The organism is Kribbella sp. NPDC002412 (assembly GCF_053592935.1).
The window spans coordinates 15,677-36,458 of sequence record NZ_JBSFBL010000056.1; the positions used below are offsets into that span (position 1 = coordinate 15,677).

At 67.8% G+C, this 20,782-nt stretch carries 20 protein-coding genes; 19 read left to right on the forward strand and 1 reads right to left on the reverse strand.

All coding sequences use genetic code 11. From position 1 onward, the window contains the following. The first annotated feature begins 2 nt into the window (after positions 1-2). The 19 genes from ACWCOV_RS33670 to ACWCOV_RS33760 all read left to right on the forward strand — a co-directional run bounded on the left by ACWCOV_RS33670 (position 3) and on the right by ACWCOV_RS33760 (position 18,664). Entirely contained in the window at positions 3-899 is an 897-nt protein-coding gene (locus tag ACWCOV_RS33670; RefSeq protein ID WP_449833393.1) for an ABC transporter permease, read from the forward strand. Next, complete coding sequence (locus ACWCOV_RS33675; RefSeq protein ID WP_449833394.1) at positions 896-1,762, forward strand: ABC transporter permease; 867 nt, start codon at positions 896-898, stop codon at positions 1,760-1,762. Before ACWCOV_RS33670 ends, ACWCOV_RS33675 begins: the two co-directional genes overlap by 4 nt. Next, positions 1,759-3,111, forward strand: coding sequence for an aminotransferase class III-fold pyridoxal phosphate-dependent enzyme (locus ACWCOV_RS33680; protein WP_449833395.1), 1,353 nt, complete (start codon positions 1,759-1,761; stop codon positions 3,109-3,111). Before ACWCOV_RS33675 ends, ACWCOV_RS33680 begins: the two co-directional genes overlap by 4 nt. Before the next feature lie 23 nt (positions 3,112-3,134). Then, on the forward strand, positions 3,135-4,088 hold the full coding sequence (locus tag ACWCOV_RS33685; RefSeq protein ID WP_337000070.1) for a succinylglutamate desuccinylase/aspartoacylase family protein: 954 nt from the start codon (positions 3,135-3,137) through the stop codon (positions 4,086-4,088). Next, entirely contained in the window at positions 4,085-5,539 is a 1,455-nt protein-coding gene (locus tag ACWCOV_RS33690; RefSeq protein WP_449833396.1) for an aldehyde dehydrogenase family protein, read from the forward strand. The genes ACWCOV_RS33685 and ACWCOV_RS33690 overlap by 4 nt, the downstream gene beginning before the upstream one ends. After that, positions 5,536-6,471, forward strand: a complete 936-nt coding sequence (locus ACWCOV_RS33695; protein WP_449833397.1) for an aldo/keto reductase — start codon at positions 5,536-5,538, stop codon at positions 6,469-6,471. The genes ACWCOV_RS33690 and ACWCOV_RS33695 overlap by 4 nt, the downstream gene beginning before the upstream one ends. A gap of 16 nt (positions 6,472-6,487) precedes the next feature. Beyond that, positions 6,488-7,153, forward strand: coding sequence for a haloacid dehalogenase type II (locus ACWCOV_RS33700; RefSeq protein ID WP_449833398.1), 666 nt, complete (start codon positions 6,488-6,490; stop codon positions 7,151-7,153). A 14-nt stretch (positions 7,154-7,167) separates the two neighbouring features. Further along, positions 7,168-8,451 carry an NAD(P)/FAD-dependent oxidoreductase gene (locus ACWCOV_RS33705; protein ID WP_449833399.1) on the forward strand — a complete coding sequence of 428 codons (1,284 nt, stop codon included), beginning with the start codon at positions 7,168-7,170 and terminating at the stop codon, positions 8,449-8,451. A gap of 91 nt (positions 8,452-8,542) precedes the next feature. Further along, positions 8,543-9,808, forward strand: a complete 1,266-nt coding sequence (locus ACWCOV_RS33710) for an aminotransferase family protein (protein WP_449833400.1) — start codon at positions 8,543-8,545, stop codon at positions 9,806-9,808. Between the two features lie 16 nt (positions 9,809-9,824). Further along, positions 9,825-11,312, forward strand: a complete 1,488-nt coding sequence (locus tag ACWCOV_RS33715; protein ID WP_449833401.1) for an NAD-dependent succinate-semialdehyde dehydrogenase — start codon at positions 9,825-9,827, stop codon at positions 11,310-11,312. Positions 11,313-11,338: 26 nt separating this feature from the next. Further along, positions 11,339-12,442: an alanine dehydrogenase gene (gene ald / locus ACWCOV_RS33720; protein WP_449833402.1), complete on the forward strand. Its 1,104-nt coding sequence runs from the start codon at positions 11,339-11,341 to the stop codon at positions 12,440-12,442. Then, complete coding sequence (locus tag ACWCOV_RS33725) at positions 12,439-13,491, forward strand: tartrate dehydrogenase (protein ID WP_449833403.1); 1,053 nt, start codon at positions 12,439-12,441, stop codon at positions 13,489-13,491. The genes ald and ACWCOV_RS33725 overlap by 4 nt, the downstream gene beginning before the upstream one ends. An 80-nt stretch (positions 13,492-13,571) precedes the next feature. Then, entirely contained in the window at positions 13,572-13,805 is a 234-nt protein-coding gene (locus ACWCOV_RS33730) for a hypothetical protein (RefSeq protein ID WP_449833404.1), read from the forward strand. 110 nt (positions 13,806-13,915) lie between these two features. Beyond that, a complete protein-coding gene (locus ACWCOV_RS33735) occupies positions 13,916-14,266 on the forward strand; it encodes a hypothetical protein (protein WP_449833405.1) in 351 nt (116 codons plus the stop codon). A 234-nt stretch (positions 14,267-14,500) separates the two neighbouring features. Continuing rightward, a complete protein-coding gene (locus tag ACWCOV_RS33740) occupies positions 14,501-14,641 on the forward strand; it encodes a hypothetical protein (RefSeq protein WP_449833406.1) in 141 nt (46 codons plus the stop codon). Between the two features lie 733 nt (positions 14,642-15,374). Continuing rightward, the gene (locus ACWCOV_RS33745) at positions 15,375-16,205 is read left to right on the forward strand and encodes an AAA family ATPase (protein ID WP_449833407.1); all 831 of its coding nucleotides are present in this window, start codon (positions 15,375-15,377) and stop codon (positions 16,203-16,205) included. Continuing rightward, positions 16,202-16,558: a helix-turn-helix domain-containing protein gene (locus tag ACWCOV_RS33750; protein WP_449833408.1), complete on the forward strand. Its 357-nt coding sequence runs from the start codon at positions 16,202-16,204 to the stop codon at positions 16,556-16,558. The genes ACWCOV_RS33745 and ACWCOV_RS33750 overlap by 4 nt, the downstream gene beginning before the upstream one ends. 403 nt (positions 16,559-16,961) lie before the next feature. After that, complete coding sequence (locus tag ACWCOV_RS33755) at positions 16,962-17,852, forward strand: AbiTii domain-containing protein (RefSeq protein ID WP_449833409.1); 891 nt, start codon at positions 16,962-16,964, stop codon at positions 17,850-17,852. Positions 17,853-17,938: 86 nt separating this feature from the next. Next, positions 17,939-18,664 (forward strand): hypothetical protein, encoded by a 726-nt coding sequence (locus tag ACWCOV_RS33760; RefSeq protein WP_449833410.1) that lies wholly within the window; start codon positions 17,939-17,941, stop codon positions 18,662-18,664. Positions 18,665-18,854: 190 nt separating this feature from the next. Here ACWCOV_RS33760 and ACWCOV_RS33765 read toward each other — a convergent pair whose 3' ends face one another. After that, positions 18,855-20,483, reverse strand: a complete 1,629-nt coding sequence (locus ACWCOV_RS33765) for a pentapeptide repeat-containing protein (protein ID WP_449833411.1) — start codon at positions 20,481-20,483, stop codon at positions 18,855-18,857. Between the last annotated feature and the right edge of the window lie 299 nt (positions 20,484-20,782).

Here is a 20,782-nt window from a genome sequence, read left to right on the forward strand (position 1 = left end):
CCATGACTGCGTCCATCGCCGCTGCGCCCCGGGCCCCGCAGCGTCGCCTCTTGGGCACCCGCCGTACCCGCCTCGGGTTGCTGAACGCGACACCGATCGTCGTCTACCTGCTGGCGTTGTTCGTCTTCCCGATCCTCAGCACGTTGTTCCTGAGCCTCAAGGCCGCGAACGGTTCGCTGACCCTGCACTGGTACGTCGATGCGCTCAGCGGCTCGAACCTGACCGTGTTGCTCACCACGTTGCGAGTCTCGGCCGAGACGGCGCTGATCAGCCTCGTGGTCGGATTCGTGCTGGCCAGCGCGGTGTCTCGGTTGCGCCCGCTGTGGGCGGGACTGATCATGCTCGTGGTCGTCGTCCCGCATTTCATCAGTGCTCTGGTGCGGACGTACGGCTGGATCATCCTGCTCGGTGAACACGGCGTGGTGAACCAGGTGCTGACCGACCTCTGGGTGCCGGGAGCACCGTTCCAGCTGCTCTACAACGAGCTCGGCGTGATCATCGGCACCAGTTCGGTGATGCTTCCCTACACCGTGCTCGTCCTGTACGGCGCGATGCGTGGGGTGGATCGGCGTCTGCTTGCCGCGGCCGCCAGCATGGGGGCCGGACGGTTGGTGATCTTCCGCCGGGTCTATCTGCCGCTGATCGCCCCAGGCCTGGCCAGCGCGGCCCTGCTCAGCTTCATCCTTGCGCTCGGCTACTACATCACGCCGGCACTGATGGGTGGCCCGAAGCAGACCATGGTCGCAGCGATGATCAACCAGCAAGTCATGAAGAACAGCCAGTGGAACAGTGCGGCAGCGCAAGGCGTCGTCCTGCTGCTCGTCACCTTCGCCGGGCTGGTGTTGCTGAAGCTCGTCGGGCGACTCGGCGCCAATGCCAAGAAGAGGAGTGCGTCGTGATCGGCCTGCGCAGTACTCGGATCGGACGGATCGCGCTCGGCGTCGGTGCGGCCTTGATCGTGCTTTTCCTCGTGTTGCCGATCGTCGTCATCATCGTCACGTCCTTCGGCAAGGATGCTTTCGGCGCGTTCCCACCCGAGGGCTGGACTCTGAACTGGTACCAGGCCGTGTTCGCGAAGGACAGTGGGTGGCCGGCCGCGTTGTCGTTGAGCGCGCTGGTCGCGTCCATCACGACCGTGTTCTCGCTGATTCTGGCGATCACGGCGGCGACAGCGCTGACCCGTAGCGAGCTGCCGCTTCGGTCGGCCGTCTACGCACTCGTGCTCGGGCCCCTGCTGATCCCGCAGGTGGTCATCGCGCTCGGACTGTTCCTGCTGTTCGAACCCGCCGCGATGCTGGGCAGCCCGATCGCGATCGCCCTCGGCCACACCGTGCTGGCCTCGCCGATCGCCGTGATGATCCTGATCGCGACGTTCCGCGGCATCGACGAACGCCTCGAGGACGCGGCGGCGAGCATGGGGGCCGGCCGGCTCACCATCGCGCGGCGGATCACTTTCCCGCTCGCCGCGCCAGGCATGGTCGCCGCGGCCGTCTTCTCGTTCATCACCAGCTTCGACGAGTTCTTCATCGCGCAGTTCCTGTCGTCGGGGACGACCGTGACCCTGCCCGTGCAGATGTTCAACTCGCTCGCGTTCGACATCGATCCGACCGTGACCGCGATCAGCGCCGTCCTCATCGCCTTCGCCGTACTGGCTCTCGTGCTGGTGGCAGTGATGCGGTGGCTCGGCTCCGGGCGCCAAAGCGGTCTGTTGTCGGTCGAGACGACCACCGGTCTGGCGAAGACCGAAGGAGACGCGGCATGACGCGGAACCTGCTGCTCAACATGACCGCCAACGGCTCACTCGGCCGCGACGGCGAGAACCTGTTCGTCGTACGGCGCGGGGAGGGGCCGTACGTCGACGACGTGGACGGCAACCGCTACATCGACGGCCTGTCCGGCCTGTACTGCTGCCAGCTCGGCTACTCCTACGCCGAGGAGTTCGCAACCGCAGCCGCCGAGCAACTGCGGGAGCTGTGCTTCAGCCCGTTGTGGTCCGCGTCGGCGCACCCGACGGCCATCGAACTGGCCGAGCGGCTGGCCGGGATCGCGCCGGTGGACGTCGAGCACACCTTCTTCTCCAGCGGGGGTGCGGAGGCGGTCGAGGCCGCGTGGAAGATCGCCCGGAAGTATCACGCGCTGCGCGGCGAGCCACGCCGTACCAAGGCGATCTCCCGGCGCGGCGCCTACCACGGGCTGACGCTCGGCGCACTGTCGCTGACCGACGACCCCGGGTTGACGGAGCCGTTCGGGCCACCGGCGATCGAGACGTTGTTCGTGTCGAACACCAGCCGTGTCGGGCAGCCGTCCGAGTTCGCCGACGACGCGGCCTTCACCAGGCATCTGCTGGCGGAGCTGGAAGGGGTGATCGTCGCCGAGGGGCCGGAGACGATCGCGATGCTGATCGTCGAGCCGGTGCAGAATCGAGGCGGCTGCATCACCCCGCCGGACGGCTATTGGCCGGGCCTGCGGGCGCTGGCCGATCGGTACGGTTTCCTGCTGGTCGTGGACGAGGTGATCACCGCGTTCGGCCGGCTGGGCGAGTGGTTCGGCGGTGACCGGTACGACGCCCGCCCGGACATCGTGACCGTTGCCAAGGGCATCACCGCGGGCTACGCGCCGATGGGGGCGACCCTGGTGGGCGCCCGGGTCGCCGAGGTGATCAACCGGCCGGGCGCGGTACTCAATCACGGCTACACGTTCGGCGGGCATCCACTCAGTGCGGCGATCGCCCTCCGCAGTCTGCACATCTTCGAGCGCGACCGGGTCCTGGACAACGTCCGCGACCTGCAGGACCACCTGGGCAAGCGGATGGCGGACCTCGGTCCGCTGCCGATCGTCGGCGACGTTCGAGGTGCCGGCTTCTTCTACGCGCTCGAACTCGCCGGCGACGCCGAGAACGGCGGTTTCAGTGCGGCCGCCCGCAGCGCACTGGTCGCCGACCTCATCCCGCGCCGGCTGCGCGAGGCCGGACTGCTCGCCCGGGTCTACAACCGAGCCGCGCCGATCTTGCAGATCGCACCACCACTGGTGAGCGATCGCGAGCTCCTCGACCGGATCGCCGACATCATCGCGGACACCCTCGACGAAGCCTCGCACGCGCTCACCCGTTGACCACACCATCGAAAGGACGAACCATGTACTCCATCGGTCCGCTGACCTGCGCCCCCGGTGAACGAGCTGAAGGGCTGATCCCGGTCGGCACCAGTACCTACGGCGTGGAGCTGGGGATCCCGTTGATCGTTGTCAACGGCACCGAGCCGGGCCCTGTCCTCTGCGTGGACGCCGGCGTGCACGGCGACGAGTACGACGGACAGGAAGCCGTCCGCCGGGTCGTCGCCGAGACCGACCCCGCAACCCTGCGCGGCACACTGGTCGGGATTCCCTGCATGAACACCCCTGCGTTCGAGGCCGCGGCCCGCAGCAGCGGCCTGGATCACCTCAACCTGAACCGGATCTTCCCGGGCGACCCCGAAGGTTCGTACTCCCTGCGCCTGGCGGCCACGTTCGTCGAGCAGGTGGTTCCCGTCATCGACGCGCTCGTCGACCTGCACACCGGCGGCACGTACGGTGAGATCGCCCCGCTCACCATCGTGCAGGGCGGCTACGAGGACTTGGCCACCGGTATCGGCCTGGCGGCAGGGCACGAGCTGATCTGGAAGGGCGGCAAGTGGGGTGGCACGGTCCGCCACCCGACGCTCGCGGCGGGCAAGCCTGCCGTCACCATCGAGGTCGGCGGCGGTACGTACCGCGAAGAGAACGTCGAGCTACACGTCGTTGCTGTCCGCAACATCATGCGCCAGCTCGGCATGGTCGACGGCGAACCTGAGCTGCGCGACCGCTACACCGCTGTGACCGGCAGCTTCGCCCGCTCGGCGTCCGGCGGCTTCTTCGTCGCCTACGCCGGACCGGGGGAGACCTGCAAGGGCGGCGACCCGATCGCGAAGGTCGTCGACCACTACGGCAACACCCTCGAGGAGATCAACGCGCCGCAGGACGGCATCGTGCTGTGGGTCCGGCGGTTGCGGACCGTTCGGCCGGGCGACGAGGTCGTGATCTTCGGCGCTGTCGAAGGCGAGATCCGGCCATGACCGGCGAACCGCGCCTCCTTCTTATCGACGGCAAGCAGGTGCCTGCTGCCGATGGACGCACGTTCACCGTTGTCGACCCAGCCCACGGCACCCCGATCGCCGAGGTCGCCTTGGCCGGGTCAGTGGATGTCGACCACGCGGTCGCGGCCGCGCGCGGAGCCCTGACCGCTCCCGAGTGGGGGCGGATGCGGACCGCGGACCGTGGCAGGCTGCTGTACCGGATCTCGATGGCGATCCGCGACCAGAGCGACCGGCTGGCCCGGCTGGAGAGCCTGGACGTCGGCAAGCCGCTGCAGCAGGCGAAGGCCGACGTCGAAGCGGCGGCGCGTTACTTCGAGTTCTATGCCGGAATCACCGACAAGCTCGGCGGTACGACGATTCCGCTCGGACCCGGCCTGCTCGACTACACGGTGCGCGAGCCGATCGGTGTGTCTGGTCAGATCATCCCGTTCAACTACCCCCTGCAGAACACAGCCCGGGGGAGTGCACCGGCGCTCGCCGCGGGCTGCACGGTGGTGCTCAAGCCATCGCCCGAGGCGCCGCTGACACCGCTGGAGATCGCCGCCATCGCGCTGGACTGCGGGCTGCCGCCAGGCGTGCTGAACGTCGTACCTGGGGACGGCGACACCGGCGCCGCGCTGGCCGGGCACTCGGGCATCGACCAGGTCACCTTCACCGGGTCGGTGGCCACCGGCATCAAGGTGGCCCAGGCGTCAGCCGCCAACGTGGTGCCCTCGGTGGTGGAACTCGGCGGCAAGTCGCCCGTCGTCGTCTTCGCCGACGCCGACTTCGACCTGGCGCTCGCCGCGGTCGCCGGCTCGGCCTTCGGTAACGCCGGGCAGACCTGCTCGGCCGGCACCCGGGTGCTGGTCCAGCGCGGCGCCGAGGAGTTCCTCGACAAGCTTGCGGCGCATGCCGCAGCGCTGCGGCTCGGTCCGGGCTCATCGGATCCGGACGTGGGTCCGCTCGTCTCGGCTCGGCAACGCGACCGGGTCCGTGGCTACCTCGAGTTGGCGCGCGAGGAGGGTGCGGTGGTCCGAGCGGGCGGCGGCGCTCCGGCAGATCCAGAGCTTGCCGACGGCTACTTCATCCAGCCGACCGTGCTGACTGGTCTGACGAACGAGGCCCGGACCGCGCGCGAGGAGATCTTCGGCCCGGTGGTGACCGTGCTCGAGTTCGACGATCTCGACGAGGCGGTCGCCATCGCCAACGACAGTCCGTACGGTCTGTCGTCGTACGTCTGGACCCGCGACATCGACAAAGCGATGCGGGTGGCCGAAGGCATCAAGGCAGGCCAGGTCTACATCAACGCCACCGGTGTCGGTACCGGGGTCGAGTTGCCTTTCGGTGGCTACAAGCACAGCGGCTGGGGCCGGGAGAAAGGTCTCGACGCGCTGGCGAGCTACACCCAGACCAAGAACGTCTGCATCGGGTTCGGGAACCGGTCATGAGGTACCAGCGGCTCGGCCTTCGCGGGCCGGCGGTCTCCGTGGTCGGGCTCGGCGGCAACAACGTCGGCTCGCGCCTCGACGAGGACGGCACCAGGGCGGTGGTCTATGCGGCCCTGGACGCCGGCATCAACCTGTTCGACACTGCCGACATCTACGGCGGGTACGGCGACGGGGGTGGCTCGCGTGGTGACGGCGAACGACTGCTCGGCGCCGCTCTCAAGGCGGATCGCGACCGCGTCGTCCTCGCCACGAAGTTCGGCATGGAGATGTATGACGACCGGGCGCTCGGCCCGCGTGGTGCCCGCCGCTACATTCGGCACGCTCTGGAGCAGTCGCTGCGCAGGCTCGGCACGGAGTGGATCGACCTGTACCAGTACCACGAGCCGGACGGTGTCACCCCGCTCGACGAGACCGTCGCCGTACTTCACGAGCTGGTTGCTGAAGGCAAGATTCGCTACGTCGGCTGTTCCAACGTGCCCGCCGATCAGCTCACCGATGCCTTCGTCAGCACGCAGGCCCGCTATCACCTGCTCGACCGCAGCGCGGAGACCGAACTCGTCCCCGCCTGCCTTCGCGCAAACGTCGGCCTGCTGCCGTATTACCCCCTCGCCAATGGCCTGCTCACCGGCAAGTACCGGCGAGGCGAGCAACCACCAACGGGCAGCCGGCTCTCCTGGCGGCACGGCTGGCTCACCGAGAACGCTCTCGACCGGGTCGAAGCACTCTCGGCGTACGGCGCGGAGCGCGACCTGTCGCTGCTGCAGGTCGCAGTCGGCGGACTCGCTGCCCTCCCTGCCGTCGGCTCCGTGATCTGCGGAGCCATGACCCCCGAACAGGTCACTGCCGACGCGGCGGCGGCCGAGTGGAGCCCCACCGTGGCCGACCTGGCCGCACTCGACACCATCGTGACCCCCGGCGAACGGGTGGTCTGAAATGAGGACGAACACCATGCGAGAGATCGTCACCTTCGACGCCTATGCGACCCTGATCGACTTCGAGCTCGGCCCCACGACCCTGAAGGTCATCGAGGACCGGCTGGATCTGGACAACCTGGACGTCGACGAGTTTCTCGACGACTTCCGCGTCATGCGGTTCCAGGCAGTCCTGGAGGCCTACCGCCCGTACCACGAGATCCTGCACTCCAGCCTGCGCAACGCCATGCGCCTGCACGGCCTGGAGTACCGCACGTCTGACGGCGACGCCCTGGTCGAGGCCGTCCCCACCTTCGGCCCCTGGCCTGAGGTCCCGGAGGCGCTGCGCGCGCTGAAGACCAAGTACGAGATCGCCATCATCTCCAACACCGACGACAACATGATCGCGCGGAACGTCGAGAACATCGGCGTCGAGTTCGACTACGTCATCACCGCCCAGCAGGCCGGCGCCTACAAGCCGGACCGCCAGACCTTCGAGTACGCCTTCAAGACCATGGGCGTCGACCCGGCCCAGGTCATCCACACTGCCCAGGGCTGGGAGTACGACCTCATCCCCACCCGCGACCTGGGCCTGAAGCGCCGGGTCTGGATCAATCGGTACGGCCGCCCCGGCAGCACCGACTACCAGCCGTACGACGAGCTGTCCGACCTGTCCGGGTTGCCCGGCCTGCTCGGATGCTGACCAGGAGCCCTGTCATGAAGCAGATCCCTTACTGGCTCGACACCGCGCCACCGCTGCCGGACCGAAGTGGGAAGCCACTGCCCGACCACGCCGACGTCGTGGTGATCGGCGGCGGTCTCACCGGCCTGTCCACCGCGTACCACGCCGCCCGCAAAGGTGCGCAGGTCGTCCTGGTCGAGAAGGACAAGATCGGCTCGGGTGCCTCGGGCCGCAACGGCAGCATGTGTACGCAGGGCATCACCATCGGCGTCGACGAGGCCCGGAGGCGTTATGGCCAGGAGCGTGCCCGTGAGCTGTACGGCGCCTTCCGGACGGCCGTCGACGTGGTCGAGGAACTGACGGTCGAGGAGCGGATCGACTGCGATTTCGACCGCGTCGGGCGGCTCGGGGTCGCGTACAAACCGCAGCACTTCGACGCGATGCGCGCCAAGCAGCGTGACCTGGCGGACAACTTCGGCCATGACACGATCCTGCTGAGCAAGAGCGAGCTGCGTGCCGAACTCGACTCCGACTACTACCACGGCGCCCTGCTTGACCCGCTCAGTGCCGGGCTGCACGTGGGCAAGTACGTCCATGGTCTCGCTGACGCCGCCGAGCGCGCCGGCGCCCAGATTCACGAACGCAACGCCGCGACCGCTCTCACCCGCCAGGCCGACGGTACCTTCCTGGTCGAGACCCTGCACGGCACCATCCACGCCCGGCAGGTGATGGCCGCCACCGACGCCTATACCGACAAGTCGTTGCCCTGGTTCCGCAAGCGCCTCATCAATGTCGGCAGCTTCATCATCGTCACCGAGCCGCTCGGCGACGACCTCGCTCGCGAGCTCATCCCCAACCGCCGGCTGGTGGTCGATTCCAAGAACATCGGCCACTACATCCGGCTCACCCCGGACAACCGTCTCGCCTTCGGCGGCCGGGCCCGCTTCGCCCCGTCGAACCCGGCCTCGGATCTGAAGTCCGGCGACGTGCTCAAGCGCGAGCTGGCCACGATCTTTCCGCGGCTGTCCGACGTACGGATCGACTACGTGTGGGGCGGCAACGTCGGCTTCAGCTACGACCGGATCCCGCACGCCGGCGAGGCCGACGGTCTGTACTACTCGATGGGGTACTGCGGGCACGGCGTACAGATGGCCACCTACATGGGCCAGCGCATGGCCGAGGTGATGGACGGACACCCGGAGGCCAACCCGCTCCGCGGCCTCGGCTTCCCGAAGGTTCCGGTGCCGTTCTACAACGGGACCGCCTGGTTCCTGCCGTTCGCCGGCGCCTATTACAAGGCCAAGGACCGCTTCCGCTGAGGTAGCACCTCCATGGGTTCCGCCTACGAGGGTTAGCCTTACCCTCAGATTGTCAACAATCCTAAAGTCTGCAACATGGGATGGAGAGACCATGACCAGCGCGACGCCACTGGCCGGAGCTTCGCTCTGGCACGCACAGGCGCACATGCCGACCGCTCTGGAGAAGAGGGTCACGATTGTCGGCGGGCGCGGCGCCACGGTGATCACGGCGGATGGCGCAGAGCTCCTCGATGCGCCGGCCGGCCTGTGGCACGCGAACGTCGGCCACGGCCGGGAAGCCATTGCCAGGGTGGCCTACGAGCAGATGCTGAAGCTCGAGACGTACCACGTGTTCGGTCGCTTCGTGAACGACGTCGCACTCAGCCTCGCCGACCGGGTCACCGCGCTGGGGCCGATCCCGGATGCCAAGGTGTTCTGGACCAGCGGCGGCTCCGACTCGGTCGATCTCGCCTGCAAGCTCGCACGCCGTCACTGGCAACTGGAGGGGCGACCGGACAAGCGGATCATCCTGAGCCGGCACAACGCGTACCACGGCCTGCACGGCTTCGGCACCAGCATCGCCGGCCTCGAGTACAACCGAGAGGGCTATGGCTCCGACTCATTGATCCCCGAGACTGCCCGGATCCCGGCCAACGACCTGGCCGGGGCCGAGGCGCTGATCGCCGAACTCGGTCCCGAGCGGATCGCGGCGGTCGTGGCCGAGCCGGTGATCGGAACCGGCGGGGTGATCGCACCGGCACCCGGCTACCTCGAAGGTCTGCAGCGCCTCGCCCGGCAGCACGACATTCTCTTCATCGCCGACGAGGTGATCACCGGCTTCGGCCGGACCGGCACGATGTTCGCCTGTGAGCGGTTCGGTCTCGAGCCGGACATGGTGCTGATGGCGAAGGGCATCACCTCCGGCTACGCACCACTGGGCGGCATTCTGATCGGCCCGCGTGTCTGGGCGCGGTTCTTCAGCTCCGATGACGCTCCGATCCTTCGGCACGGCATCACGTACTCCGGCCACGCGACCGCGTGCGCTGTCGCGCACGCCAATATCGACATCCTCGAGCAGGAGCACCTGCTCGAGCGATCGGCCGAGCTCGAAGGCGTGCTGCACAACGCGATCCAGCCGCTGGCTGACCATCCTCTCGTCGCGGAGGTGCGGAGTGGGACAGGTTTCCTCGCCGGGGTGCAACTGCGGGCCGACGTACCCGGTGAAGCCGTTGTGGACGCCTGCCTCGACGCCGGACTGCTGACCCGCGTGATCCACAACAACACCCTGCACATCTGCCCGCCGTTCGTCGTCACCGACGACGAGGTCTCCTTCATCGCCAAGACCGTCCGCGTCGCGCTCGACCAGTTCACCGCCTGACCCAAGGAAGACTTCGATGACGATCCTCGACACGCACGACATCTCTGCACAGCGGCGTTCCGACGTGCTGGACCATATCCCGACCGGGCTCCTCATCGGGTCCTGGCGACCCGCTGAGCACGGTGAGACGTTCCCGGTCTACGACCCGGCCACCGGAGCGGAGCTCCTCCAGGTCGCCGACTGCACATCGGCCGACGCGCTGGCTGCGCTCGACGCGGCGGTCGACGCCGGCCCAGCCTGGGCAGCCACCTCGCCCCGGGAACGCAGTGAGGTCCTACGCCGTGCCTACGACGCACTGGTCGCGCGGACGGACGACCTGGCGCTGCTCATCACCCTCGAGATGGGCAAGCCGGTGGACGAATCCCGCGCCGAGGTCGCCTACGCGGCCGACTTCGTCCGCTGGTACGCCGAGGAGGCCGTCCGTCTCGACGGACGGCACACCGCCAGTCCGGACGGCGGCTCACGCATCATCACGTCACCGCAGCCTGTCGGCCCGTGCCTGCTGATCACCCCGTGGAACTTCCCACTCGCCATGGGGACCCGCAAGATCGCTCCGGCGCTGGCGGCCGGATGCACCGTCGTACTCAAACCCGCCGCCCTGACACCGCTGACCAGCCTGCTGATGGCGCAGATCCTGCTGGATGCCGGCGTACCGGAAGGCGTGCTCACCGTGATCACGACCACCAACCCGGGTGCGGTCAGCGCTCCACTGATGGCCGACGCGCGGCTGCGCAAGGTGTCGTTCACCGGATCGACTGCCGTCGGCCAGCGGCTCGTCGAGCAGAGCGCGAGCCAACTCGTGCGCACCTCGATGGAACTCGGCGGCAACGCGCCGCTGGTCATCTTCGACGACGCCGACCTCGAGCGCGCGGTCAAGGGGGCACTCGTCGCGAAGCTCCGCAACGGCGGGCAGTCGTGCGTGGCCGCCAACCGAATCCTCGTGCAGGAAGGGATCGCTGACGAGTTCGTGGCGCGTTTCCAGCGGGCGATGGCCGCCGTCGAGGTCGGCCCGGGCACCCAGCCGGGGGTCGCGCTCGGTCCGCTCATCGACGATCGTGCGGTCAACAAATGCTCAGAGCTGGTCACGGACGCCGTGGTCCGCGGTGCGCAGCTGGTCACCGGCGGCGATCCGCTGACGATGCCCGGCCACTTCTACCCGCCGACCGTCGTGGACCACGTCCCGGCCGGTGCCCGGATCCTCGACGAGGAGATCTTCGGCCCGGTCGCGCCGATCGTGCGGTTCGGGACCGAGGCGGAGGCGATCGCACTCGCCAACGCCACGCCGTACGGCCTGGCCGCCTACGTGTTCACGGAGAACCTCGACCGTGCGCTGCGAGTCTCCGACGCGCTCGAGACCGGCATGGTCGGCGTCAACCAGGGGATCGTCTCGAACGTCGCCGCGCCGTTCGGCGGGGTCAAGCACTCCGGTCTGGGCCGGGAGGGCGGCCACGAGGGCATCGAGGAGTACCTCGAGACGAAGTACCTCGCCGTCAACAAGTCCTGATCCGCCACACCACAGTCGGAGCAATCATGCGAGTAAGTGTTGTCAAGGAGATCAAGCCGGCCGAGCGGCGAGTCGGTCTGACACCGGCCGGGACAGCCGCCCTGGTGGCGGACGGTCATGAGGTCGTCGTGGAGCAGGGCGCCGGTCTCGGCGCGGGTTTCGCCGACGAGGACTACATCCGGGCCGGGGCCCGCATCGTGTCCACCGAACGCGCGTGGGGCGAGGCCGAACTCCTCGTCAAGGTGAAGGAGCCGATCGCACGCGAGTACGAACACCTGCGTCCCGACCTGGCTGTCTTCACCTACCTGCACCTTGCGGCCGACCGTGAGTTGACGGCGGCGCTGATGGCGGCGAAGACCACCGCGATCGCCTACGAGACCGTGCGTGATGCCGACGGGCAACTGCCGCTGCTGGCGCCGATGAGCGAGGTCGCCGGTCGGCTGGCAGCACAAGCGGCGGCCAACCAGTTGCAACATCCGAGTGGCGGTCCGGGCATCCTCATGGGCGGGGTGCCTGGCGTGCCACCGGCTCGCGTCGTCATCGTCGGCGGGGGAGTGGTCGGCACCCAGGCGGCCCTGGTGGCAGTGGGGATGCAGGCCGAGGTGACCGTCCTGGATGCGTCTCCTCGCCGCATCCGCCAGCTCGGTGAGCTGTTCGACGGCCGCGCGCGCATCGTCATGTCGGACCCGCTGGCGCTCGAGGAGGAACTCGCCGGAGCGGACGTCGTCATCGGTGCGGTTCTGCTTCCCGGCGCCGCCGCCCCGAAGCTGGTACGGCGGAACCACTTGGCGAAGCTCAAGCAGGACGCCGTACTGGTCGACGTCTCGATCGACCAAGGTGGTTGCTTCGAGACGTCCCGGCCGACGACGTACGACGCACCGACGTACCGCGTCGACGGGATCGCCCACTATTGCGTCGCGAACATGCCGGGCGCCGTACCGCGGACCTCCACGCGCGCATTGACGAACGCGACCTTGCCCTATGTCCGCCGGCTGGCCGGTGCCGGCGTCCACGAGGCGCTCGCCGCGGATCCGTTGCTGGCCGAAGGTTTGAATGTCGATGCGGGCGAGATCCGTCATGCGGGGGTTGCCGCGGCATGGCCCGGGCTCGTGACTGGAGGAGACCAGTGAGCAGGAACTATTCGGTCGCGGTGATCGCCGGCGACGGCATCGGTCATGAGGTCGTGCCCGCCGCGACGGACGTCGTGGACGCGCTCGGCGCCCGGCACGGATTCTCCGTCGACTGGGCCCCGTATCCCTGGGGCTCCGACCACTACCGCGCGCACGGCACGATGATGCCTGCCGACGGCCTCGACCAGCTCGCGCGGCACGAAGCGGTGTTCTTCGGTGCCGTCGGCGCACCGGACATCGCGGACCACATCACCTTGTGGGGGCTTTTGATTCCGATCCGCCGTGGTTTCCAGCAGTACGTCAACCTGCGGCCGGCGCGGTATGTGAAGGGTGTCCGCAGTCCGCTCGCCGATCCCGACGGCACCGACCTGATGATCGTGCGGGAGAACGTGGAGGGCGAGTACTCCGAGGTCGGCGGCCGGTTCGGCCGGGGAACGGACGCCGAGCTGGCCGTCCAGGAGGCGGTGTTCACCAGGAAGGGCACGGCGCGTGTCGCGGCGTACGCGGCGGAGCTGGCCGCGCGGCGGTCCGGGAAGTTGACCTCGGCAACGAAATCGAACGGGATCATCCACTCGATGCCGTTCTGGGACGAGGTCGTGGCCGAGGCCGTCGCCCAACAGCCCGGCGTGGAACTGCGCAGCGTGCTGATCGACGCGCTCGCCGCCGCGATGGTGTCGCGCCCGCAGCAGTTCGACGTCATCGTCGCGTCGAACCTCTTCGGCGACATCCTGTCCGACCTTGCCGCCGCGTGCGTCGGATCGATCGGCGTCGCGGCCAGCGGCAACCTCAACCCGGAACGGACGTACCCGTCGATGTTCGAACCAGTGCACGGTTCGGCCCCGGACATCGCGGGCCGGGGGATCGCCAACCCTGTCGGGCAGATCAGCACCGCGGCGCTGATGCTCGACTTCCTCGGCGAGACCAGGGCAGCCGCGGACCTCAACCAGGCGGTCGACGCCGTACTGGCCGACGGCCCACGAACCCCGGACCTCGGCGGTCAGCACGGCACCCGCGAAGTCGCCGACGCCGTTCGCGAGCAACTCGTGTGATCCGGCCTGGGACTCTGGACGTGGGTGTCACGTTCAGGGCTCCGTGAGCAGACGTCGCTGCCCCTGCGCCCGTTGCGGCCTTGATTGTCCTCTTCCTACCCCGAAGGTTGCGCTTCGCCGGCCAGAACGTCACCGACCTGCGGGCGGCGTTGAACTGGTCGACTCCGGCTGTCACCGCCGACCTGGCAACCAGTGGCAATGATCAGCCAGAGCACGCCGGCCATACCGGACACACCGGCGGCGATCCCGACGGTGCAACTGGGATCGAACTCTGGCAGCAGCCCGCGATGGATCCGCGTCAGGGTGCTGGCTGAGGTTGATTGCCGGGTACCCCGTGGCATTGATTACGTTGCCATTGACAACGACCCGGTCATCCGCCGAAGTCGGTGCCCGGTGCCCGCGAAACCCGGCGTACTGATCACAGATGCGACTCCTGCCATGTCGGCCGGCGCAGGGAAAGGCCGCCGGCACTTCGTCAGTGCTCGTGGACGTGGTCGCCGTGCTGATAGTGCCGGTGCCCATCGTGTACGTGATCGACGTGGTCTCCGTGCAGGACGGTCTCGCAGCCGTCGTCCTCGGTGTGTGGCTGACCGTGGTCGGGGTGAACCTTGCTCTCCGGGTGTTGTTCGCCGTCGTGGAGATGGTCCACGTGATCATCGTGTGGAACAGTCTCGCAGCCGTCGTCCGGCAGGTGCTCGTGCCCCAGTGGCTCGGTGTGCATGCTCACGAAAACTCCTCGGGTTGCTGGACTTTCAGCTTCCTCCCGTCGTCCTGACGATGGCAACGCTCTCGCGGTCGGTGATGGACGGTTGACGCACCGTCCCGAGCTGATTCAGCTCGTCAGCAGCCGGCGAACGCCATCCTCGGGCGACTCTGTCGACGGCAGCAACAGTGCGGTGTCACCCGTCCTGGTGACCTGCCCCCAGGGAGCACCAGCAGCCGATCGGACTCCGTCGCGGCGACGCCGGACGAGGTCGGCTCTGGAGAGGGAGGTGCAGGCTCCGGGTCGGTGCGTGGCGCTCTGACTGAGCCGTACAACGCCGGATACGCCGAGCCGTACAACGCCGCATACGCGGAGAAGAAGGCGGCGGAGGCCGAGCTGAATGCCCTTGAAGTGTCGGCAGATGACATCCGCGAGATGGTGCATTAGTTGGGTGGCATGGCACCAACCCTGGATCGGGCCGATGCGGTTGGCGTGCGAAGGTGTGCTCCGTGGTGACGGACCGGCGCGGGGGCCGTCCAGAAGACTCGACGACTGGTCGCCGCCGTATGGGCTGAGATTGACGAGGGTGTCGACGAGGTCGCTGCCGGGTGCGAACGCAAAGGGTCGTGACGAGCTCCACGGGTATCCACTCACCGGCGAGGCCCATGCCGGTGGCATCAATCGACCACGTCGAGCGCGATCCGGGCCCCACCCGCGGCACCATCGACGGCGGTCAGGCGAGGGTCCTAGCCTGGTCGTGGATGCGCGCCATGGTCACTGCCGACGAGTACACGACACCAGCGCCGCCCGACGTTGCGTGGGAGGCGGACGAGTCCTGCCTCAGTGCATGGTCGGCTGGCCGGGCGGCAGACCACCGCTGGCGCAGGTCCTGCCCTCTTCGAGCACCTCGGACTCGTGCTCATCGATCATCGGCCTGAGGAGGCCGCCGACAGCTTCGTGTTCTCAAGGGTCGAGGACGCGGACCTGGACGAGCTGCTGCCATTGCTTGCTGATGCCTTCACGGCCAGTTGGGAGCGGCGCTCGTCCTCGAGCCCGGTGGCAAACCCCGAGCCTCAGTCGGTTGCCTGTGTTGCATGAGGAACACGGCCAGTAACTGGCCCGACCAAGGCGAGTGAGAAGGTAGTTGGCAGTGTTCAGGGGGCGCTGTAGCGTCCAGGATATGTCGACCGAACATCCGCGTTATGGGTTGCGCGGTCGGCACAACGAGTGCGCCGTACTGGATCGGCTCCTCGGCACTGTTCGTTCTGGCCACAGTCAGGTGCTGGTAGTGCGCGGGCAGCCGGGTGTCGGGAAATCGGCGCTGCTGGAGTACCTGCGGAGCAGCGCATCCGATTTCCGGGTGGCGAACGCGGCCGGCGTCGAGTACGAGATGGAGCTGCCGTACGCCGGTCTGCATCAGCTGTGCGCGCCGATGCTCCACCTGAGGGGGCGACTGCCCGAGCCGCAACGCCACGCGATCGAGACGGCGTTCGGGCTCAGCGCGGAGGCGCCCCCGGACCGGTTCGCCGTCGGGCTGGCGGTCCTCGGACTGCTCTCCGAGGCGGCCGAGAAGCAGCCGATGGTCTGTGTGGTCGACGACGCTCAGTGGCTGGACGAGGCGTCGGCGCTCACCCTCGGGTTCGTCGCCCGCCGGTTGCAGGCGGAGTCGGTCGGGCTGGTGTTCGCGCTGCGTCTGCACAGTGAGGTCCACGAGCTGGCCGGACTCACGTACCGCGAGCTGGCGGCTCGTACGCCGTACAGCCACGCGCACATGGTGCGGGCCGCGGGCGGTGACGAGCTGGCGAGCTGGCTCGTCGTCCGCGCCTACCTGGTCGCCTGCGGCGTGACCCACGCGCCGGTCTCCGGCTGTGGGAGCAGTTCTGGATCGCGACCAACGACGTGGTCCGGTCCGAAACGAACAAGGCCAGCAACAACGATGCCGCCCTGCCGCTCCGGCACATCACCACCCCTGCGGGGTTCGGTGAACACCTGCGCGCCTTCGCGACCATGAAGGCCGAGCAGCTGGCCAGCAAGCCGTTCTCCCTCCGAGCGCTAGCGGCCGAGACCGGCATCCCCCGCAGCACCCTGGGCGAGTGGTTCTCCGGACGCCGGCTGCCGAGCGTCGGTGGGCTCTACCAGTTCGCCGGCGGACTCGGAGCCACCGCTGGCGAGCAGGCCGAGCTGCGCCAGGTCCGGGACCGTCTGGACACCGAGAAGCGGCTGAGCCTCGACCTGGAGCACTACACCCTGCGTGCCCTGGAGTCGCTCGAGCTGCGGGAGTCGGTCGACGTGCGCTCGCGGCTCGCGGTTTCCCACGCTCTTCTTCGGGCCGGGGAGCAGCGTCTGACAACGACGCCGAGCTGAGCACCTGGAAGCTCCTCGTCGGCTCCTCCGCGAGTCCCAAGCACCGGGCGGACCAGGAGGCGCAGCACCAGGAAGCGCTCCAGGTCTGGAACGTGCACGCGCACCGTCTGACCGCGGCCGAAACTCGCCAGGCCGCAGCGGCAGCGGACCGTGAGGGTCCTGGTGTCTGACGATCCACGGTGGCGCGCAAGCTGCACAGCGTGGTCGACAACCTCGAGTCCCCCAGGCCCCGCCGCCCCCGGTGACCATGCCTCCGGTCGACGACAAGTAGTTCAGCTGGTGGGGGGTGTGCTGTCGGTCCGTGCCGACAGCACACCCACCGTCATTCAAGAAAACGGTCCTCTTGGAAGGAGGATGCTCGACATGTCTTCAAAAGCTCGGGGGCTACTCGCGCAGCACCCCGGTGTCGGCGCTGCTCCAGAAGGTCATCGTGCTCGGTGGCAGAGCTGGCTCGGACAAGATGCGGGAGTGGGCCCGGCACGAGCTCAACGGCTACGACGAGGGCATCGTGCTTCCGAAGTACCGGCGGCTTCATGTGCCGCTGTACGCGATGCTCACCAACCCCTTCGGGTACAACGGCCGCGAGCAGCGGATCCCGCCGAGTGCTCTCCCCGATGCCATTGCCGAGATGGTTCCGGTGGAGCAGCTGAATCTGGGCGCCGGGGTTGGCGAACTCGAAGCCATGGTGGCGGCAGGAGATCAGAGCAACGAACCTCATCACCTGAGTCCTGACTGGTCGGACCTCCTGGGTAGCTGGCTGCAAGAGCACAACGTCGAGCAGAGCACCACCAGAGTGTCGGCGTTGTACTACAAGGTCCCCAACGCGTCGATCAAGGGCGTCCTGGTTCACATCCGTACCGCGCTGGCGGAGCTAGTCGCCGATCTGGTCTCTATGACTCCGGACGGCGAAGAGGTGCCTGACCAGGCGAACGCCGATCGGGCTGTGATGTACATCTTCAACGGCGGCCGACCCACCGTGAACCACACGACCCAGCACCACCAGCGGCCGAACGTCTCCGTTCCGGACGCACACTCCGCCGTCCTGGCCACCGACCACAGCACCGCGATCGGGAGTCAGGCCGCCAGTGGAAAGAACTCCTCCGTGGTGGGCACCCAGTCCGCGGACGGCGAGGACGCGACTTTGGCCGGTCACGACAACACGACCCCTGCTCCCACGGAAGAGCCGGCAGGGTTCTGGGCGCGGCTTCGCAAGCGCGGTCTCTTCGTCGCCCTCTTCACTGTCATCGCCGGAGCCATCGCGGTGTTCACCTGGATCGGCTGGACTTCGTGGTGATCGTCACCCGCGGCCGCGGCCTGAGCCGATCGAGAAACGGCCACACAGCCAAAACCCACGACTGAGGGACGCCAAGCATGAGCGATTTGCAACTGTGGGACGGCCTGATCGGCGCGCTGATCGGTGCAGCAGTAGGAGCAGTGCCGGCGACCTTGGCGCTACGTAGCTCGAGGAGAGCCAACAAGCTGACCGCCGCGGCGAACGAGACATCCGAAGCAGCGCTGGAAGAGGCACGGCAGGCCACCGCCACGATGATGAAGGCCAACGAGATCTCCTCAGCTGCGCTGGAGGAGGTGCGCCTGGCCAATGTGGCGACCGCAGCAGCGAACGAGATCGCTGAGCGTGCCCTGGAAGAGGCGCGTGCGGCACGCAAGATCCAGTACGACGACTGGCACCGGCAAGCAACCCCGAACATCGTTTTGGAGCTTGGCCGGGAACAGCACGAGCTCGGGGGACACGCTCTCAAGTTCAGTTGTGACCGGGACATCGATTCAGGCGAAATCACCCTCACGGCCAGGCACGACGAGAAGGCCATCACCGGCCTGGGCGCCAGCCCAGATGAAGAGGTATTCAACTTCGGGAGGTCGGTCGCGCTGCCCGCCGTCGAGGCCGGTACGACTGCTGTCAAGGGAATCTGGACCGGCGACCCCTTGCGCGCCGCGGGCCTGACAGTCCAGCTCCGCTGCACGGTGACCATCGACGGCATCAGCTGGACTGTGCCTGTACCCGTGACCTTCCCGCACATGCCGGCGGCACCGGCCGGCCTGCCTCGATCCGTCGACGAGATCGACATCGGCATCGCGGGGTTCTGAACATCCGCTCGTACCCGGATCTGTCGGCGCCGGGACATCGCCGAATTCACCCTGGAACAGATCACCGCCCCTACTCGGCCCGAGCGAGCAGCAGTAGCCGTCAGATCAAACCGCGCCGACCAGAGGACCTCGAGGAACGCGCTCGGGGGTCCTCACCCTGTGCGGCAAACGGTGAGAATGCGCCTGGCGATCAGTCGGGCGGGGGCTCACCCGGTGAGGTCTGCGTCACCAGCGGCATGATCAGTCCCGCGCACGGTGCTTCAGGAAGACCCTCTGTCGCCGGGCTGCCGTCTGGGAGGATTGCATCGGAAAGGTCCACGTTGCCGCTGTCGCCGAAGAACGTCGCTCCGCTGAAGTCGACGAGTGGCGTGCCACTGGAAAACTCCGCGCCGGCAAAGTTGATCGTGCCGCGGGAGAAGATCGCGCCGGTGAACTCAACGGTGCCGCCGAAGAATTGCCCGCTCATGTTGATGTTGCCGCCGAGGAGCTCTGTGCGGTTGAAGCTGACGATGCCGTCGTAGATCCTCGCGGCGCCGAAGTTGACGTTGCTGCCGGTGATCTTCGCGTGGTTGAAGTGGACGGTGCCGCCGGACATCGCCTGGTTGAAGTTGACGGTGCCGCCGGACATCTTCGCGCCGGCAAAGTTGACGGTGCCGCCGGACATCTCCGTCCTGATGAAGTGGACGGTGCCGCCGGAGATCTCCGCGCTGCCGAAGCTGACGTTGCCGTCGGAGATCGTCGCGCCGCTGAAGCTGACCTTGCCGCCGGAGATCGTCGCGCTGAGGAAGCTGACATTGCGGCCAGAGATCTTCGCGCGGATGAAGGTGACGTTGCCGTCGGAGATCGTCGCGCTGTCGAAGCTGACGTTGCCGCCGGAGATCATCGCACCGTTGAAGTTGACGGTGCCGCCAGAGATCGTCGCGCCGAAGAAGTTGATGTCGCCGTCGGAGATCTCCGCGCCGCCGAAGCTGACGGTGCCGCCGGAGATCGTCGCGCCGCTGAAGTCGATGTCGCCGCCGGAGATCTCCGCGCTGCCGAATCTGACGGTGCCGCCGGACATCTCCGCGCCGGCGAAGTTGACGGTGCCGCCGGAGAACACCGCACCGCTGAAGTCGACGGTGCCGCCGGAGAACACCGCGCCCGCGAAGCTGACGTTGCCGCCGGAGAACACCGCACCGCTGAAGTCGCCGCCGTCGAAGACAGCTCCGGTGAAGTCGAGATCATGCCGTTGCCAGGGGCGCCTAGCCTTCGGTTGCAGGTGCGCCCCGATGAGTCGGATGACAGTGTCGCGGACCTGCCGTTCTCCGGGTTTGCTCTGCTCGATCTGGCCGAGCGTCTCCGTGTGGTGGCGACTCCGTCGAGTCCGTCCAGGCATTCTCCTGGTGTCGTCCGGGTCGTAGGGCAGCCGCAGGTAAGCGCAGAGTACGTCGATGCACTGTTGCCGCTGTTCGTCCCAGTCGTCCGCGAGTCGCGACATCGCGTAGATACCAGCGAGCCGGACTGCGGCTTTGTCATGGCCGATGAGGTCGGCGGCGTCCTGGTATCGGCTGCTGAACAGCCGCTGGTCGTCTCGGTGGCTAGCAGACTCATCAACGCGCGCGCGTCGGTAGCCAACGATGAGAGCGACGGCGGCTCCTATGCCGGCCGCCAGGCCGAGGGCGATCTTCACCATGTCGGCGAGCAGTTTTTGCTGTTCGGCTGTCGCCGTTTGGGGATGTGGCTCGATGCGAAGCAGCCAGGCCAGGATCAGGTAGAGCGCGACCGCGCCGGCCACCGCCGCGGCGACAGCTACGGATGCGTACAAGACCAGAGGTCCCATGTTCGGCGTCCGTGCGCGGTCGCGGTCGCGACGCAGGCCAACCAGACTCGGTGCTTGTGCACGCTTGCGTGAGGTCGGCACAGTTCCCCTCCCGCAGTGCCAGCCACGGTGACGCGGCATCCCGGAATCCACCGTGCCCGAGCCGCGACGATGTGTCTACCGGGTGACGTCGGGCAGTTCGCGGCGCCGGGGAGGCGTACCACTGTTCCGCAAACGGTCGTTTTTGGAACAACAGGAGCTCGCTCGGTCCGATATGCCAACACGCATCTCGAGATGTTCGGAACCCCGTTCCGAAACCA

What these genes read in the sequence shown, in the direction of transcription:
- ACWCOV_RS33695 (WP_449833397.1), top strand. Translation starts at nt 5,536, where the DNA reads ATGAGGTACCAGCGGCTCGGCCTTCGCGGGCCGGCGGTCTCCGTGGTC.
- ACWCOV_RS33680 (WP_449833395.1), top strand. Translation starts at nt 1,759, where the DNA reads ATGACGCGGAACCTGCTGCTCAACATGACCGCCAACGGCTCACTCGGC.
- ACWCOV_RS33735 (WP_449833405.1), top strand. Translation starts at nt 13,916, where the DNA reads ATGCGACTCCTGCCATGTCGGCCGGCGCAGGGAAAGGCCGCCGGCACT.
- ACWCOV_RS33765 (WP_449833411.1), bottom strand. Translation starts at nt 20,483, where the DNA reads ATGGGACCTCTGGTCTTGTACGCATCCGTAGCTGTCGCCGCGGCGGTG.
- ACWCOV_RS33670 (WP_449833393.1), top strand. Translation starts at nt 3, where the DNA reads ATGACTGCGTCCATCGCCGCTGCGCCCCGGGCCCCGCAGCGTCGCCTC.
- ACWCOV_RS33715 (WP_449833401.1), top strand. Translation starts at nt 9,825, where the DNA reads ATGACGATCCTCGACACGCACGACATCTCTGCACAGCGGCGTTCCGAC.
- ald (WP_449833402.1), top strand. Translation starts at nt 11,339, where the DNA reads ATGCGAGTAAGTGTTGTCAAGGAGATCAAGCCGGCCGAGCGGCGAGTC.
- ACWCOV_RS33750 (WP_449833408.1), top strand. Translation starts at nt 16,202, where the DNA reads ATGAAGGCCGAGCAGCTGGCCAGCAAGCCGTTCTCCCTCCGAGCGCTA.
- ACWCOV_RS33745 (WP_449833407.1), top strand. Translation starts at nt 15,375, where the DNA reads ATGTCGACCGAACATCCGCGTTATGGGTTGCGCGGTCGGCACAACGAG.
- ACWCOV_RS33710 (WP_449833400.1), top strand. Translation starts at nt 8,543, where the DNA reads ATGACCAGCGCGACGCCACTGGCCGGAGCTTCGCTCTGGCACGCACAG.
- ACWCOV_RS33690 (WP_449833396.1), top strand. Translation starts at nt 4,085, where the DNA reads ATGACCGGCGAACCGCGCCTCCTTCTTATCGACGGCAAGCAGGTGCCT.
- ACWCOV_RS33685 (WP_337000070.1), top strand. Translation starts at nt 3,135, where the DNA reads ATGTACTCCATCGGTCCGCTGACCTGCGCCCCCGGTGAACGAGCTGAA.
- ACWCOV_RS33705 (WP_449833399.1), top strand. Translation starts at nt 7,168, where the DNA reads ATGAAGCAGATCCCTTACTGGCTCGACACCGCGCCACCGCTGCCGGAC.
- ACWCOV_RS33700 (WP_449833398.1), top strand. Translation starts at nt 6,488, where the DNA reads ATGCGAGAGATCGTCACCTTCGACGCCTATGCGACCCTGATCGACTTC.